The organism is Erythrobacter sp. (assembly GCF_040217515.1).
In the GTDB taxonomy this organism is placed as follows: domain Bacteria; phylum Pseudomonadota; class Alphaproteobacteria; order Sphingomonadales; family Sphingomonadaceae; genus Erythrobacter.
In genome coordinates this window covers 278,193-292,934 of the sequence record NZ_JAVJPT010000005.1, presented here as the reverse complement: position 1 = coordinate 292,934, position 14,742 = coordinate 278,193, and the positions used below count along the sequence as shown (strand labels likewise).

25 protein-coding genes are annotated in these 14,742 nt (G+C 63.2%); all 25 read right to left on the bottom strand.

All coding sequences use genetic code 11. The features are described from left to right. Positions 1–750 (bottom strand): SRPBCC family protein, encoded by a 750-nt coding sequence (locus RIB52_RS07430; protein WP_350174484.1) that lies wholly within the window; start codon positions 748–750, stop codon positions 1–3. A 63-nt stretch (positions 751–813) separates the two neighbouring features. Beyond that, positions 814–1,458 carry an adenylate kinase gene (locus tag RIB52_RS07425; protein WP_350174482.1) on the bottom strand — a complete coding sequence of 215 codons (645 nt, stop codon included), beginning with the start codon at positions 1,456–1,458 and terminating at the stop codon, positions 814–816. Positions 1,459–1,552: 94 nt separating this feature from the next. Then, a complete protein-coding gene (secY, locus tag RIB52_RS07420; protein WP_350174480.1) occupies positions 1,553–2,917 on the bottom strand; it encodes a preprotein translocase subunit SecY in 1,365 nt (454 codons plus the stop codon). Between the two features lie 172 nt (positions 2,918–3,089). Further along, positions 3,090–3,605 (bottom strand): 50S ribosomal protein L15, encoded by a 516-nt coding sequence (gene rplO, locus RIB52_RS07415; protein ID WP_350174478.1) that lies wholly within the window; start codon positions 3,603–3,605, stop codon positions 3,090–3,092. Positions 3,606–3,748: 143 nt separating this feature from the next. Next, a complete protein-coding gene (gene rpmD, locus RIB52_RS07410) occupies positions 3,749–3,925 on the bottom strand; it encodes a 50S ribosomal protein L30 (RefSeq protein ID WP_350174476.1) in 177 nt (58 codons plus the stop codon). 6 nt (positions 3,926–3,931) lie between these two features. Further along, positions 3,932–4,750 (bottom strand): 30S ribosomal protein S5, encoded by an 819-nt coding sequence (gene rpsE / locus RIB52_RS07405; protein ID WP_350174474.1) that lies wholly within the window; start codon positions 4,748–4,750, stop codon positions 3,932–3,934. Then, positions 4,750–5,094 (bottom strand): 50S ribosomal protein L18, encoded by a 345-nt coding sequence (gene rplR / locus RIB52_RS07400; protein ID WP_350174472.1) that lies wholly within the window; start codon positions 5,092–5,094, stop codon positions 4,750–4,752. Before rplR ends, rpsE begins: the two co-directional genes overlap by 1 nt. Before the next feature lies 1 nt (position 5,095). Beyond that, the gene (rplF, locus tag RIB52_RS07395; protein ID WP_350174470.1) at positions 5,096–5,629 is read right to left on the bottom strand and encodes a 50S ribosomal protein L6; all 534 of its coding nucleotides are present in this window, start codon (positions 5,627–5,629) and stop codon (positions 5,096–5,098) included. After that, positions 5,629–6,024 carry a 30S ribosomal protein S8 gene (gene rpsH / locus RIB52_RS07390; protein WP_350174468.1) on the bottom strand — a complete coding sequence of 132 codons (396 nt, stop codon included), beginning with the start codon at positions 6,022–6,024 and terminating at the stop codon, positions 5,629–5,631. The genes rplF and rpsH overlap by 1 nt, the downstream gene beginning before the upstream one ends. A gap of 11 nt (positions 6,025–6,035) precedes the next feature. After that, on the bottom strand, positions 6,036–6,341 hold the full coding sequence (gene rpsN / locus RIB52_RS07385) for a 30S ribosomal protein S14 (RefSeq protein ID WP_034905004.1): 306 nt from the start codon (positions 6,339–6,341) through the stop codon (positions 6,036–6,038). Between the two features lie 42 nt (positions 6,342–6,383). Further along, entirely contained in the window at positions 6,384–6,965 is a 582-nt protein-coding gene (rplE, locus tag RIB52_RS07380) for a 50S ribosomal protein L5 (RefSeq protein ID WP_350174466.1), read from the bottom strand. Then, positions 6,958–7,278 (bottom strand): 50S ribosomal protein L24, encoded by a 321-nt coding sequence (rplX, locus tag RIB52_RS07375; protein WP_350174464.1) that lies wholly within the window; start codon positions 7,276–7,278, stop codon positions 6,958–6,960. Before rplX ends, rplE begins: the two co-directional genes overlap by 8 nt. A 2-nt stretch (positions 7,279–7,280) precedes the next feature. After that, positions 7,281–7,649, bottom strand: a complete 369-nt coding sequence (gene rplN / locus RIB52_RS07370) for a 50S ribosomal protein L14 (RefSeq protein WP_350174462.1) — start codon at positions 7,647–7,649, stop codon at positions 7,281–7,283. Between the two features lie 70 nt (positions 7,650–7,719). Beyond that, positions 7,720–8,010 carry a 30S ribosomal protein S17 gene (rpsQ, locus tag RIB52_RS07365; RefSeq protein WP_350174460.1) on the bottom strand — a complete coding sequence of 97 codons (291 nt, stop codon included), beginning with the start codon at positions 8,008–8,010 and terminating at the stop codon, positions 7,720–7,722. A gap of 10 nt (positions 8,011–8,020) precedes the next feature. Then, entirely contained in the window at positions 8,021–8,230 is a 210-nt protein-coding gene (gene rpmC / locus RIB52_RS07360) for a 50S ribosomal protein L29 (protein WP_350174779.1), read from the bottom strand. Then, positions 8,230–8,664, bottom strand: a complete 435-nt coding sequence (gene rplP / locus RIB52_RS07355) for a 50S ribosomal protein L16 (protein WP_350174458.1) — start codon at positions 8,662–8,664, stop codon at positions 8,230–8,232. The genes rpmC and rplP overlap by 1 nt, the downstream gene beginning before the upstream one ends. A gap of 30 nt (positions 8,665–8,694) precedes the next feature. Next, positions 8,695–9,390, bottom strand: coding sequence for a 30S ribosomal protein S3 (gene rpsC / locus RIB52_RS07350; RefSeq protein ID WP_350174456.1), 696 nt, complete (start codon positions 9,388–9,390; stop codon positions 8,695–8,697). Positions 9,391–9,393: 3 nt separating this feature from the next. After that, positions 9,394–9,771 (bottom strand): 50S ribosomal protein L22, encoded by a 378-nt coding sequence (gene rplV / locus RIB52_RS07345; RefSeq protein ID WP_350174454.1) that lies wholly within the window; start codon positions 9,769–9,771, stop codon positions 9,394–9,396. Next, positions 9,771–10,046, bottom strand: a complete 276-nt coding sequence (gene rpsS / locus RIB52_RS07340) for a 30S ribosomal protein S19 (RefSeq protein WP_350174452.1) — start codon at positions 10,044–10,046, stop codon at positions 9,771–9,773. Before rpsS ends, rplV begins: the two co-directional genes overlap by 1 nt. A 6-nt stretch (positions 10,047–10,052) precedes the next feature. Next, on the bottom strand, positions 10,053–10,889 hold the full coding sequence (rplB, locus tag RIB52_RS07335) for a 50S ribosomal protein L2 (RefSeq protein ID WP_350174450.1): 837 nt from the start codon (positions 10,887–10,889) through the stop codon (positions 10,053–10,055). A gap of 14 nt (positions 10,890–10,903) precedes the next feature. Then, positions 10,904–11,212, bottom strand: coding sequence for a 50S ribosomal protein L23 (locus tag RIB52_RS07330; RefSeq protein WP_350174448.1), 309 nt, complete (start codon positions 11,210–11,212; stop codon positions 10,904–10,906). Then, entirely contained in the window at positions 11,205–11,828 is a 624-nt protein-coding gene (gene rplD / locus RIB52_RS07325; RefSeq protein ID WP_350174446.1) for a 50S ribosomal protein L4, read from the bottom strand. The genes RIB52_RS07330 and rplD overlap by 8 nt, the downstream gene beginning before the upstream one ends. A 3-nt stretch (positions 11,829–11,831) precedes the next feature. Beyond that, positions 11,832–12,635 (bottom strand): 50S ribosomal protein L3, encoded by an 804-nt coding sequence (rplC, locus tag RIB52_RS07320; protein WP_350174777.1) that lies wholly within the window; start codon positions 12,633–12,635, stop codon positions 11,832–11,834. Between the two features lie 256 nt (positions 12,636–12,891). Continuing rightward, entirely contained in the window at positions 12,892–13,203 is a 312-nt protein-coding gene (gene rpsJ / locus RIB52_RS07315; RefSeq protein WP_034905023.1) for a 30S ribosomal protein S10, read from the bottom strand. Between the two features lie 338 nt (positions 13,204–13,541). Next, positions 13,542–14,732: an elongation factor Tu gene (gene tuf / locus RIB52_RS07310; RefSeq protein ID WP_350174443.1), complete on the bottom strand. Its 1,191-nt coding sequence runs from the start codon at positions 14,730–14,732 to the stop codon at positions 13,542–13,544. Between the last annotated feature and the right edge of the window lie 10 nt (positions 14,733–14,742).

Here is a 14,742-nt window from a genome sequence, read left to right as displayed (position 1 = left end):
TCATTTTCCGTCCTCGATGAAGTCGCCAAACGCTTCGTCCACGCTCGGAGAGGGCTCGCCCCCCTCCTGTGGCGCTTCGTCGATAACTGCTTCGGGTTCGATCATCGCCTTGCCGCCCGGGTCGGCAACGGGCGCCGCTTCGGCTTCGGCTTCGGCTTCGGCTTCGGTATCGATTTCGGCAGGATCCACCGGACCAAGTATCCCGGCAAGCCCGGCAAGCTGTTCGCTCATCACCCCGTCCACCGCGCGCGCGATCACCTCGGTCTCGAAGCGCATGAAGCCGCCGACATTGTATTCCCACACGATCCGTGTGCCCTGATCGACTTCGCTGATCGCGATGGTAAGCACACCTGTAACCGGTTCGGGCTGGAGCGGGCCGAGCGCGCCGCGCATGACCAGCGCCCGTTCCGGATAGGCCTGAATCACGCGCATGTGTTCGACGCTGCCCTCGAGCGTGAAACGGCGCGGTTCGTCGACTTCGGGGATCGTTTCGCAAAAGCAACCGCCCGCCTGCGGCTTGAGGCGGAGATTGGCCGCTTCGCCCGACCAGGTATGGGCCGAATTCCACCACCGCGCCGGGCTGATGAGTGCGAGCCAGACCTGCTTCGGGGTGCTGGCGACGATCGCCTCGTCGCGGGTAACGAAACTGTGGTCTTCCTGCTCCACGACCTCCGCCGAAGCGGGAAGCGCCAAGGCGGCAAGCCCCAGGCCTGCCGCAAGACATGCGGTGCGGATGGTGAAACGGGTCATCGGCCTTTCCTTCGTCCAATCTTGCCGGCGTTTAGGCAATCGGCAAGGGCCGGGAAAGAGCGTTCAGCCTAGCACCCGGTCGATGGCGGCGGCGACATCCTCGATCCCTGCCATCCCGTCGACCCGCGTTACGATCCCGCGCGCTTCATAGCCGGGCAGGATCGGCGCGGTCTTCGCGCGGTATTCGGCCATCCGGTTGCGCACCGTTTCCTCGTTGTCGTCGGGTCGGCGTTTGAACTCGGTAGAGCCGCACGCATCGCACACGCCTTCGGTCTTCGGCGGATTGGCGGTGTCGTGATACAGCGTTCCGCAATTGGCGCAGGAAAACCGCCCGGTGATGCGTTCGACCAGCGCGTCCTCGTTCACCTCGAGCTCGATCACCCGGTCGAGCCCGCGACCGTGTCTGGCGAGGATGCCGTCGAGCTGGTCGGCCTGCGACGCGGTGCGCGGATAGCCGTCGAAGATCGCGCCCTGACCCTCGCCCATGTCGGCAAGCTTGGCATCGATCATGGCCGAGACGATGTCGTCCGAAACAAGCCCGCCCGAATCCATGATGCCGGCGACCGTCCGGCCAAGCTCGGTATCGGCCTTGCGGGTTTCGCGCAGCATGTCGCCGGTCGAGAGCTGGACCATGCCATGGCGCTCGACAAGGCCTTTGGACTGCGTGCCCTTGCCCGCACCGGGAGGCCCCAGAAGAATAATGTTCACGAAAGCTCCCCCGTTATCGCGCTGCGGCCTCGTGGCCGGCAGGTCGCTCCTCTCATAAGCGGTCGGCGAATGGCAACCGTCAAGCCGGAATGCCTCAGCGCATCCGCCCTTTCAACTTCGCCTTCTTGATAAGATCGCCATATTGGTGCGCAATGAGGTGCGACTGAATCTGGCTGATCGTATCGACCGTCACGTTGACGACGATGAGCAGGCTGGTTCCTCCAAGGAACAGCGGGATACCCGTCTGGCGAATCATCCATTCGGGCAGCATGCAGACCAGCGCGAGATAGAGCGCGCCGACCACGGTGATTCGAGTGAGGACATATTCGAGATAGTCCGACGTCCGCTTGCCCGGGCGGATGCCGGGGATGAAGCCGCCGGCCTTCTTGAGATTCTCTGCCTGCTCTTCCGGGTTGAACACGACCGCCGTGTAGAAGAAGCAGAAGAATATGATCCCCGCGCCATAAAGCAGCATGTAGATCGGCGCGCCCGGCTGGAGATACTGGTTGAGCGTCACGATCACACTGCCAAAGCCGCTTTCTGTATCGACCGAATTGCCCGCAAATTGCGAAATCGTGAGCGGCAAAAGGAGCAGCGAGCTGGCGAAGATCGGCGGGATCACGCCGGCGGTGTTGAGCTTCAGCGGGAGGTGCGAACGGTCCGCCTGCATCACGCCCTGCTGGGTCGCGCGCTTGGGATACTGGATCAGCAGCCGTCGCTGCGCCCGCTCGACAAAGGAGATAAGCAGGATCAGCGCGATCACCATGACGACGAAGAACACAATGATCGTCGCAGAGATCGAGCCCGTGCGCCCCCCTTCGAACAGGTTGGCGGCGAATGTCGGGAACTGGGCGACGATGCCCGCCATGATGATGAGCGAGACGCCGTTGCCGATCCCGCGGCTGGTGATCTGCTCGCCCAGCCAGAGCAAGAACATCGTGCCGCCGACTAGGCTGATGACCGCTCCGATGCGGAACATGTAGCCCGGCTGCACCACGGCGCCGATACCCTGCTGCGAGGCGAACCCTTCAAGCCCGACAGCAAGGAAATAGCCCTGGATCGCGCATAGGAAGACCGTGCCATAGCGCGTATACTGATTGAGCTTCTGACGCCCGCTCGCGCCTTCCTTCTTGAGCGCGGATAGCGTGGGATGCAGCGCAGAGGCCATCTGCACCACGATCGAGGCTGTGATGTAAGGCATGACGCCGAGCGCGATGAGACTCATCCGCTCGAGGCTGCCGCCCGAAAAGGTGTTGAACAGGTCGAGCACCCCTCCCCGCCCCATTTCGGCGAGATCGCGCAGCGCCGACGGATTGACCCCCGGTAGCGGGACGAAGCTGAGGAACCGGAACACGATCAGCGCGCCGATCGTGAACCAGATGCGCTGGCGCAGCTCGGTCGCCTTGGCGAAATTGCCGAAATTCAGATTGCTGGCGATGTTGTCGGCGCGTGATGCCATGTCGTCGTTTCGATCCTAACCTGTGGCCGCGATTCGCTGACGCATCACGGCCCGGATGTGGGCGACCTGCGGCGAAACACACCGGATGTTTGCCGGAACCGGCAGGCCGCGCAAAGGCGTAAATAGGAGGCGGGGAGCCGCTTGTCGAACCCCCCGCTCGCCTTTTGTCGCATTATTCGCCGCTGTCACCCGACTTGGCAGCCTTGGCAGCCTTGAGTTCGGCATTGGTCGGCGCGGTCACCTCGACGCTGCCGCCGGCCTTTTCCACGGCCGCAACGGCGCCCCTCGTCGCTCCGGTGACGATGAACTTCGCCTTGGCCGAAAGCTCGCCCTTGCCGAGAAGACGCACGCCGTCCGTACCGCCGCGCGCGAGACCGCAGGCACGCAGCGCATCTTCGGTGATGTCAGCCTTGGCGTCGAGCTTGCCGGCATCGATCATCTTCTGCACCATGCCGATATTCACCTCGGCATAGTCCTTGCCGAAGGGGTTATTGAAGCCGCGCTTCGGCAGGCGCATGTGAAGCGGCATCTGGCCGCCTTCGAAGCCCTTGATCGCGACGCCCGAGCGGCTCTTCTGGCCCTTCTGGCCACGAGCGGCGGTCTTGCCCTTGCCAGAGCCGATGCCCCGGCCCTTGCGGATGCGGCCCTTGCGTGCGCCTTCGTTATCGCGGATGTCGTTGAGTTTCATGTGTTGCACTCGCTTTCGCTTTTCTTCGCGCTTTCTTGGAATGTGAAGCCCCGCGCCAAGGAAACTCAGGTGCGGGGATCTCGAGCATTCGGCGATCCGCCTACGGCTCGAGGGCCCCGCTTGCGCGGGGACTCACGGGTCGGTTATTCGACGATCTCGACCAGATGCGGAATCTTGGCGACCATGCCCCGGATTTCCGGGGTATCCTCGCGCTCCACGACCTTGTGCATCTTGCCCAGACCGAGGCCGATCAGCGTCTTGCGCTGGGCTTCGGGACGACGGATGGGCGAGCCCACCTGCTTGATCTTGATGGTAGCCATTGCCAGTTACTCCACAATCGCCGCAGCGTCGGCGTCCGCCTCAGCTTCGTTCGCACCGCCGCGACCGAGCAGGTCGGCGACCTTCTTGCCGCGACGCTGGGCGACCGACTTGGGCGAAGTCTGGTTGGTCAGCGCGTCGAAAGTGGCGCGGATCATGTTGTAGGGGTTCGAGGTCCCGACCGACTTGGTCACGACATCGGCAACGCCAAGGCTCTCGAACACGGCGCGCATCGGACCGCCGGCGATGATGCCGGTCCCGGGGGGCGCGGTGCGGACGGTGACCTTGCCCGCGCCGAAATGACCCTTGGCATCATGGTGCAGCGTGCGGCCTTCCTTGAGCGGCACGCGGATCATCTTCTTGCGCGCAGCAGCCGTTGCCTTGGTGATGGCTTCCGGCACCTCGCGGGCCTTGCCGTGACCGAAACCGACGCGGCCCTGACCGTCGCCGACAACCACTAGGGCTGCGAAACCGAAGCGCTTGCCGCCCTTCACGGTCTTGGAGACGCGGTTGATGTGGACGAGCTTCTCGATGATGCCGTCGTCCTCTTCCTCGCGTCGGCCGCCGCGGCCGCCGTCGCGACCGCGGCCCCGGCCGCGACCGCCACCGCCGCCGCCGCCGTCACGGCCGCCCCGACCGCCGCGACCGCGGCCCTGTTGCCTGGGCTCCTCGGTCGGCTGGGCCGCGGGCTCCTGCGAGGGCGACTGGTTGTCGGCGGCTTCGGAAGGGGTTTCCGCCTTGGCTTCGGTCTGCGCGTCCGGAGCCGAAGTTGCAGCGTTTTCCGTCGCCTCGGTGTTCTCGGTGTTTTCGTTGTTCTCGGCCATCATCAAAACTCCAGCCCGCCTTCGCGGGCGGCATCGGCCAGCGCCTTGACGCGGCCATGGTAGAGGAACCCGCCGCGATCGAACACGACAGTGGTCACGCCCGCCTTCTGGGCGGCCTCGGCGATGTCCTTGCCGACCTTGCTCGCGGCCTCGACATTCGCGCCGCTGCCCGCCGCGCCGAGCGTCGAAGCGGCCGCCAGGGTGCGTCCCTGCGCGTCGTCGATGATCTGCGCATAGATATGCTTGCCGGTGCGATGCACCGACAGGCGCGGCTTGTCGCCCGAGCGCTTGCGCAGCGCGCTGCGCACTCGCAAGCGGCGACGTTCGAAAAGGGAAAGCTTTGCCATCTTACTTCTTCTTCCCTTCCTTGCGGAAGATGTACTCGCCGCGATACTTGATGCCCTTGCCCTTGTAGGGCTCGGGCTTGCGAAGTTCGCGGATCTCGGCAGCGAACTGGCCGACGGCCTGCTTGTCGATGCCCGAAATCTCGACCGTGGTCTGGTCGGGTGTCTTCACCTCGAGGCCCTCGGGCACGTCGAGGTCGACATCGTGGCTGAAACCAAGCTGAAGCTTGAGTTTCTTGCCCTGTGCCTGCGCGCGAAAGCCGACACCGGCGATCTCGAGCGTCTTGGTGAAGCCTTCGGTCACGCCCTCCACGAGGTTCGAAACCATGGTACGCTGCATGCCCCAGTAGGCACGGGCCTTCTGGCTGTCATTGGCCGGGTTGACCGAAATCGACCCGTCCTCGACCTTGTACTCGACCAGGTCGGACAACCCCATGGTGAGCGTACCCTTCGGGCCCTTCACACTGAGGATGCCATTGTCGATATTGGCGGTGACGCCCGAGGGGATCGCCACCGGCTTCTTGCCGATGCGGCTCATCAGAACACCTCCGCCAGCACTTCGCCGCCGACATTGCTCGCACGGGCCTCTGCGTCCGAGAGAACGCCGCGCGGGGTCGAGACGATGGTGATGCCGAGGCCGTTGCGCACCGTGGGAAGCTCCTTGCTGCCCGAATAAATGCGCCGGCCCGGCTTGGAAACGCGCGCGACGTGCTTGATCGCCGGCTCGCCTTCGAAATATTTCAGTTCGATCCGCAGCGCCTTGTGCTTGCCGCTCTCGTCCTCGGAATAGCCACGGATGTAGCCTTCACGCTGGAGAACCTCGAGCACGTTCGCGCGCAGCTTGGAAGCCGGCGAAAGGACGGAATCCTTCTTCGCCTGCTGGCCGTTGCGGATGCGGGTGAGCATGTCACCCAGGGGATCGGTCATAGCCATCTGTCAGGTCCTCACCAGCTCGACTTGGTCAGGCCCGGGATCATGCCCCGGTTGCCAAGCTGACGCAGTTCGATGCGGTTGATGCCGAACTTGCGGTAATAGCCGCGCGGGCGGCCGGTGGTGGCGCAACGGTTGCGCACCCGGGTCGGGTTCGCATTGCGCGGGATCTCGGCCATCTTGAGACGCGCCATGAGACGCTCGGTCTCATCGAGGCTCTCGTCATTCGCGATCGCCTTCAGCTTCTCGTACTTGGCCGCATACTTCTTAACGAGCTTCTTGCGACGCTCGTTCTTGTTGATCGAACTCAGTTTCGCCATGGACTTAAGCTCTCTTCTTTCGTGTCTCTACTAGGGGACGGCTCACGCCGCCTCCTTCTGTTCGCCCTTGGCTTCGCCTTCGAAGGGGAAGCCGAACAGACGCAACAATTCGCGCGCCTCTTCATCGGTCTTGGCGGTGGTCGTGACGATGATGTCCATGCCCCGCACCTTCTCGATCCGGTCATAGCTGATTTCCGGGAACACGATCTGTTCCTTCAGCCCCATCGCGTAATTGCCACGCCCGTCGAACGAGCGCGCATTCAGCCCGCGAAAGTCACGGATGCGCGGCATGGCGATGGTGACAAGCCGGTCGAGAAATTCGTACATGCGTTCACGGCGAAGGGTGACCTTGCAACCGATCGGCATGCCTTCGCGCAGCTTGAACTGGGCGATCGACTTCTTGGCCTTGGTGATGACCGGCTTCTGGCCGGCGATCAGCGCCATTTCCTCGGCAGCCGTCTGGACCTTCTTCTTGTCCTGGCTGGCTTCGCCCACGCCCATGTTGAGCGTGATCTTTTCAAGCCGCGGCACTTCGAGGCGATTCTTGTAACCGAACTTGTCGGTCATCGCCTTGACGATTTCCTCGTCATACTTGGCGCGCAGGCGCGGAGTGTAATCAGCCATCGATGGTCTCCCCACTCTTCACGGCAACGCGCACCTTGCGACCGTCCTTCTCCTCGAAGCGGACGCGGGTGGGCTTGCCATCCTTGGGATCGGCCAGCGCAACCTTGGAGATGTCCATCGGAGCCGGGAAACGGTCGATGCCACCTTGCGGATTGGCCTGGCTCGGCTTGCGGTGACGGGCGACGACATTGACGCCCTCGACAACGATCTTGCCTTCTTTCGGCAGGACCTGGGCGACCGTACCAGTCCGGCCCTTGTCCCTGCCCGAAAGCACGACGACGCTGTCGCCCTTGCGAATCTTTGCAGATGCCATGATCAGAGCACCTCCGGAGCGAGCGAAATGATCTTCATGAAGCCGCGGCCGCGCAGTTCGCGAACCACCGGGCCGAAGATACGCGTACCGATCGGCTCTTCCTGCTTGTTCACGAGAACCGCGGCATTGCTGTCGAAGCGGATCACGCTGCCATCGGGACGGCGAACGTCCTTGCGGGTGCGCACGATCACCGCGCGGTGAACGTCGCCCTTCTTGACCTTGGCACGCGGCTGGGCCTCCTTCACGGAGACCACGATCACGTCGCCGACGGAGGCAAAACGCCGCTTCGAGCCGCCCAGCACCTTGATGCACTGGACGCGCTTGGCGCCGCTATTGTCCGCGACGTCGAGATTGGATTGCATCTGGATCATCGATCCGTTTCCTTCTCAATGGCTTGCCGGAACCAGTCCGGCAGTTCCTTATCGTGTAATTCGTGTGGCGTCAGTTACCCGCCGCCTCGACATCGAGATCGGCTTCGATCGCCTGCGTGCCGCCCGAAACCACCTCGTCCTTGACCGTCCAAGTCTTGGTCTTGGAGATCGGCCGGCATTCCTCGATCCGCACCACGTCGCCGACATGGTACTGGTTGTTTTCGTCGTGCGCGTGATAGTTCTTCGAACGACGGATGATCTTCCCGTAAAGCGGGTGCTTCACCTTGCGTTCAACCTTCACGGTCACGGTCTTGTCGGTCTTGTCGGAGGTGACAGTCCCGATCAGGATACGTTTCGGCATTGTCTGCTCCTTAAGCCTTTTCCGCCGCGCTCTTGGCGCGCTCGTTCTGCAGCGTCTTGATCTTGGCGATGGTGCGGCGCACCTCGCGGATCCGCGCCGGGTTCTCGAGCTGGTTCGTCGCGGCCTGGAAGCGCAGGTTGAACTGCTCGCGCTTGAGATCGGTCAGCTCGCTGGTGAGCTGGTCGTCGGTCTTCGCACGGAGGTCTTCGGTGTTGGCCATCATTCGCCCTCCTTGTGAGAATTGTCGCCGAAGCGGGCGACGACCTTGGTCTTGATCGGCAGCTTCATCGCGGCGCGCTCGAAAGCGGATGCAGCGAGCGGACCGGGGACACCGTCGAGCTCGAACAGGATACGGCCAGGCTTGACGCGCGCGGCCCAGTATTCGACCGAGCCCTTGCCCTTACCCTGACGCACTTCGGCAGGCTTCTTGGACACCGGCACATCGGGGAAGACACGGATCCACAGGCGACCCTGGCGCTTGATGTGGCGCGTGATCGCACGGCGCGCGGCCTCGATCTGGCGGGCGGTAATCCGCTCCGGTTCCATCGCCTTGAGGCCGTAGGAGCCGAAATTCAAGGTCGTGCCACCCTTGGCCTCGCCCTTGATCTTGCCCTTGAAAGCCTTGCGATACTTGGTTTTCTTCGGTTGCAGCATTGTCTCTTACCTATCTGGCGCCGGTTCCGCTCAGCGGGCCGGACGCACCCCCGAAGTCTGCGATTCCATCATCAGACGGTCCTGCGCGGTCGGATCGTGGCCGAGGATCTCGCCCTTGAAGATCCACACCTTGATGCCGATGATCCCGTAAGCGGTCAGCGCTTCGGTTTCGGCATAGTCGATATTGGCGCGCAACGTGTGAAGCGGCACGCGGCCTTCGCGATACTGTTCGACACGGGCGATTTCCGCCCCGCCCAGACGGCCGCCGCAAACGATACGGATGCCTTCGGCGCCGAGGCGCATGGCCGACTGCATCGCACGCTTCATAGCGCGGCGGAACGCAACGCGCCGAACGAGCTGGTCGGCAATGCCCTGCGCAACGAGCTTCGCATCGATTTCCGGCTTGCGGATCTCGACGATGTTCAGCTTCACTTCGCTGTCGGTCATCGCCGAAAGCTTGGAACGCAGCTTCTCGATGTCGGCACCCTTCTTGCCGATGATAACACCCGGACGTGCGGCATAGATCGAAACCCGGCACAGCTTGGCCGGACGCTCGATCACCACCTTCGAGATCGCGGCCTGCGGCACGCTCTCGAGGATGAACTTGCGCATCTCGATGTCTTCCTTGAGCAGGCCGGCATAGTCACGCCCTTCGGCGTACCAGCGACTGTCCCAGGTGCGGTTGATCTGCAGGCGCAGACCGATCGGATTGCTCTTCTGGCCCATGGTTTACGCCTCTTCCTCTTCGCGCACGACGATCCGCAGCCGGCTGAAGGGCTTGAGGATCCGGGTCGACTTGCCGCGGCCGCGCGTGTGGAACCGCTTCATGGTGATCGACTTGCCGACGGAAGCCTCGGCAACCACCAGTGCATCGACGTCGAGATTGTGATTGTTCTCGGCATTGGCGATCGCGGAAGCGAGAACCTTCTTCGCGTCCTTCGCCATTCCCTTTTTCGAGAATTCGAGGATGTTGAGAGCCTCTTCGGCCTTCTTGCCGCGGATCAGCTCGGCGACGAGATTCAGCTTCTGCGCGGAACCACGGATCGTGGTCCCGACAGCCAGCGCCTCGTTATCGCCGACGCGGCGGGGTGCTTTTGCCTTGCCCATTATCGCTTGCCCTTCTTGTCGGCAGCGTGGCCGGGGAAGTTGCGCGTGGGTGCGAACTCGCCGAGCTTGTGACCGACCATCTCTTCCGAAACCGAGACGGGGATGAATTTCTGCCCGTTATAGACGTTGAACGTGAGCCCGACGAACTGCGGCAGGATGGTGGAGCGACGCGACCAGGTCTTGATCGGCTTGCTGCCACCGGCATCCTGAGCTTCCTCGGCCTTTTTCAGCAGGCTGAGTTCGACGAACGGACCTTTCCAGACGGAACGTGCCATCGTGCCTTACCTCTTCTTCTTCGCGTGACGCGAACGGATGATGTCTTTGTCCGTCTGCTTGTTCTTGCGGGTGCGCGCACCCTTGGTCGGCTTGCCCCAGGGGGTGACCGGGTGACGGCCACCGCTGGTGCGGCCTTCGCCGCCGCCATGGGGGTGATCGACCGGGTTCTTGGCGACGCCGCGGGTCAGCGGACGACGGCCCTTCCAGCGGGTGCGACCGGCCTTGCCGAAATTCTGGTTCTGGTTGTCAGGGTTCGAAACCGCTCCGACCGTCCCCATGCAATCGGCGCGCAGATAACGCTGCTCGCCCGAATTGAGCCGCACGATGACCATGCCGCGGTCGCGACCCACGAGCTGAACATAAGCGCCCGCGCTGCGCGCGATCTGACCGCCCTTGCCCGGCTTCATCTCGACATTGTGGCAGATCGTGCCGACCGGCATCTGGCCGAGAAGCATCGCATTGCCCGGCTTGGTGTCGGCCTTTTCGCCCGCCACGATCGTGTCGCCCACGGCAAGACGCTGCGGGCACAGGATATAGGCCTGTTCGCCGTCCTCGTACTTGACGAGAGCGATGAACGCGGTGCGGTTCGGATCGTATTCGATCCGCTCGACCGTCGCGGGGACATCCCACTTGCGCCGCTTGAAATCGATCACGCGGTACTTCTGCTTGTTACCGCCGCCGATACCCCGGCTCGTGACATGGCCCTTGTTGTTGCGGCCACCGGTCTTGCGCTTGCCCTCGGTGAGCGACTTGACCGGCTTGCCCTTCCAGAGCTGGGTCTTGTCGATCAAGATCAGGCCGCGGCGCGCCGGGCTTGTCGGTTTGTAGTTCTTGAGTGCCATTGTTCGCTAACGCCTCAGATACCGCTGGTTATGTCGATCATCTCGCCTTCGGCGAGCCTCACGACAGCCTTCTTGAAATCCGAACGCTTGTAGGGCTTGCCCCGCCAGCGCTTCGACTTGCCCTTGGTGACGATCGTGTTCACCGCGACGACCTTCTTGTCGTAGATCGCCTCTACCGCTTCCTTGATCTGCGGCTTCGTCGCATCGTTCGCCACGCGGAACACAACCGCATTGTTCTCGGAAGCCAAGGTGGACTTCTCGGTGATATGCGGCGCCAGAATCACGTCATAGTGACGCGCATCGATCTCGCTCTTCTTAGCCATTGAAGCGCGCCTCCAGCTTTTCGACCGCGTCCTTGGTCAGGACCAGCGTGTCATGGTTGAGAATGTCGTAGACATTGGCACCCATCGCCGGGAGCACGTTGACGCCCGGGAGGTTACCGGCAGCCTTCCTGAAGCCGTCATTCACCGCGTCGCCGTCGATCACCAGCACCTTGCCGTCGAGACCCGCCTTGGCGAGATGGCCCTTGAGGACCTTCGTCTTGGCTTCGGCGAGTTCGAGGCTGTCGACGACGACGAGCCCTTCCTTCGCCTTGGTCGAAAGCGCCATCTTGAGGCCGAGCGCGCGGACCTTCTTGTTGAGCGACTGTTCGAAGTCACGCTTGCGCGCGCCGTGCGCCTTGCCGCCGCCGATGAAGATCGGAGCCTTGCGGTCGCCGTGGCGAGCTCCGCCCGACCCCTTCTGGCGGACGAACTTCTTGCCTGTGCGCGCAACGTCGGCGCGTTCACGCGTCGGGCGGGCGGTGGCACGGCGGTTTTCAAGCTGCCAGGTCACGACCCGGTGCAGGATATCGGCGCGCGGCGCGACCCCGAACACGTCATCCGACAGTTCGATATCGCCCGACGCCTTGCCGTCGATTTTCTGGACCTTCACCTTCATGGCTCAGTCTTCCTTGCTTGCGTCGCCGGCCGGGGCATCGGCCTCGGGCGCGGGAGTGTCTGCAGCTACGTCGCCCGCGGCCTGATCGACCGGGGCCTCGGCAGCGGGTTCTTCATTCGCGGGCGCATTCTTCTCGATCACGGCACCGGGGAACGGTGCATCTTCGGGAAGCGGCAGCTTGACCGCGTCACGCACAAGCAGCCAGCCATTCTTCGAACCGGGCACAGAACCCTTGATGAAGAGCAGGCCCCGTTCGGAATCGGTGCGAACCACTTCGAGATTCATCTGGGTGCGCTGGCGGTCGCCCATGTGGCCCGCCATCTTCTTGCCCTTGAAGACCTTGCCCGGATCCTGGTTCTGACCGGTCGAACCGTGCGAACGGTGCGAGATCGACACGCCGTGGCTGGCACGAAGGCCGCCGAAGCCCCAGCGCTTCATCGCGCCGGCAAAGCCCTTGCCCTGCGTGTGGCCGGTGATGTCGACCTTCTGACCCGCGACGAAGTGATCCGCGCTGATCTGCGCGCCCACCGGCATCAGGCCGTCTTCGCCTTCGACACGGAATTCGGCCGTGCGCTGCTTGAGGCCGACGCCCGCTTTCGCGAAGTGCTCGCGCTGCGGCTTGGCCACGTTCTTCTGTTTCGCTTCGCCCGCGCCGAGCTGAACGGCGAAATAACCGTCAGTGTCAGCGGTGCGGTGCGAGACGACCTGGCAGTCCTCAAGCGCGAGAACGGTGACCGGCACATGCCGTCCATCCTCCTGGAAGAGGCGGGTCATCCCGACTTTTTTTGCGATCACGCCAGTGCGCATCGTCATTGACTCCTACACAGAGGCACAAGGGGACCATCCCCAGGTGCTTGCCAGCCCGAATTGTGTTGCATCGCCCCGTCCGGGCTGAACTGCTCGTGACGACCAGATGGTCGTCGGAGCGAGACGGGGGACGCAGCCCGGCATTTGCCGGCGGTATCCCAATGTCTTGCCGATCCCGTGGGAGCGGCGGGGCCGTTGGAGCCCCTTGAAAATCGCCCGGCCGGTTAAGGTCCGCCGGGAAGACCGAGATCACGCCTCAGGCGAGCTTGATCTCGACATTGACGCCCGCAGCAAGGTCGAGCTTCATCAGCGCATCGACCGTCTGGGCGTTCGGCTGCACGATGTCCAGCAGCCGCTTGTAGGTGCGCACCTCGAACTGCTCGCGCGACTTCTTGTCGATGTGCGGGCCACGGTTCACGGTGAACTTCTCGATCCGCGTCGGCAGGGGAATGGGGCCACGAATAAGAGCACCCGTGCGCCGAGCGGTGTCGGCAATCTCGCCAGTTGCCTGGTCGAGAACGCGGTGGTCGAACGCCTTGAGGCGAATGCGGATATTCTGTGCTTCCATGTCCTGCTACCGATGCGAAAGAGCCAGAAGCGTCTCCCCGAAGGATCACGCTCCAAAAATAAAAGGCCCGCCCCGCTTTAGCCCGGTGAAACCGGAACGGGCGGCCTTGTTGAATTTCGTTGCAGCCGAAACGAATCCCGACAGCGATGGCGGGCATATACGGAGACGCGGGTGGGAGCGCAAGCCCCCTTCTGTCACCGAACTTACGCCAAACCGCGAAGGGCCGCCCCGCCCTCGCCGATGCCGGCTTTTGCGGGGCTTCCATAAATTGGGGCCCGGCTCACCAGCGGCGAACCGGGCCCCGAATTTTTCGACCCACCCCTTGCAGGGCAAGAGGCTTACTTGGTGATCTTCGAGACCACGCCCGAACCGACCGTGCGACCGCCTTCGCGGATCGCGAAGCGCAGACCTTCGTCCATGGCGATCGGAGCGATGAGCTTCACGCCGATCGTCACATTGTCGCCCGGCATGACCATCTCGGTGCCTTCGGGAAGGATCACTTCGCCGGTCACGTCCGTGGTGCGGAAATAGAACTGCGGGCGGTAGTTGGCGAAGAACGGCGTGTGACGACCGCCTTCGTCCTTCGACAGCACGTAGACTTCGGCGCTGAACTCGGTGTGCGGGGTGACAGAACCCGGCTTGGCGAGAACCTGGCCGCGCTCCACATCGTCACGGGCGACGCCGCGGATGAGAGCGCCGATATTGTCGCCGGCTTCACCCGAATCGAGCAGCTTGCGGAACATCTCGACGCCGGTGACAGTCGTCTTGGTAGTGTCCTTGATGCCGACGATCTCGACTTCGTCGCCGACCTTCACGATGCCGGTTTCGACACGGCCGGTGACGACAGTGCCGCGACCCGAGATCGAGAACACGTCCTCGATCGGCATCAGGAAGTCCTTGTCGACCGGACGGTCGGGCTGCGGGATGTGCTCGTCGACGGCGTTCATAAGCTCGACGATCGAGTTCTTGCCGATCTCGTCGTCGCGACCTTCGAGAGCGGCCAGAGCCGATCCCTTGATGATCGGAATGTTATCGCCGTCGAAGTCGTAATCCGAAAGCAGTTCGCGCACTTCGAGTTCGACGAGCTCGAGGATTTCCTCGTCATCGACCTGGTCGACCTTGTTGAGATAGACCACCAGCGCCGGCACGCCGACCTGACGGGCGAGCAGGATGTGCTCGCGGGTCTGCGGCATGGGGCCGTCGGCGGCGTTCACGACGAGGATGGCGCCGTCCATCTGCGCCGCGCCGGTGATCATGTTCTTCACATAGTCGGCGTGGCCGGGGCAGTCGACGTGGGCGTAGTGACGCTTGTCGGTTTCGTATTCGACATGGGCAGTCGAGATGGTGATGCCGCGCTCGCGTTCTTCGGGAGCCTTGTCGATATTCGCGAAATCGACGGCCGCACCGCCATAGACTTCCGCCATGACCTTGGTGATCGCGGCGGTCAGCGTAGTCTTGCCATGGTCGACGTGACCGACCGTGCCGATGTTGCAGTGCGGCTTGTTCCGCTCAAATTTTTCCTTCGCCATTTCTCAGTTT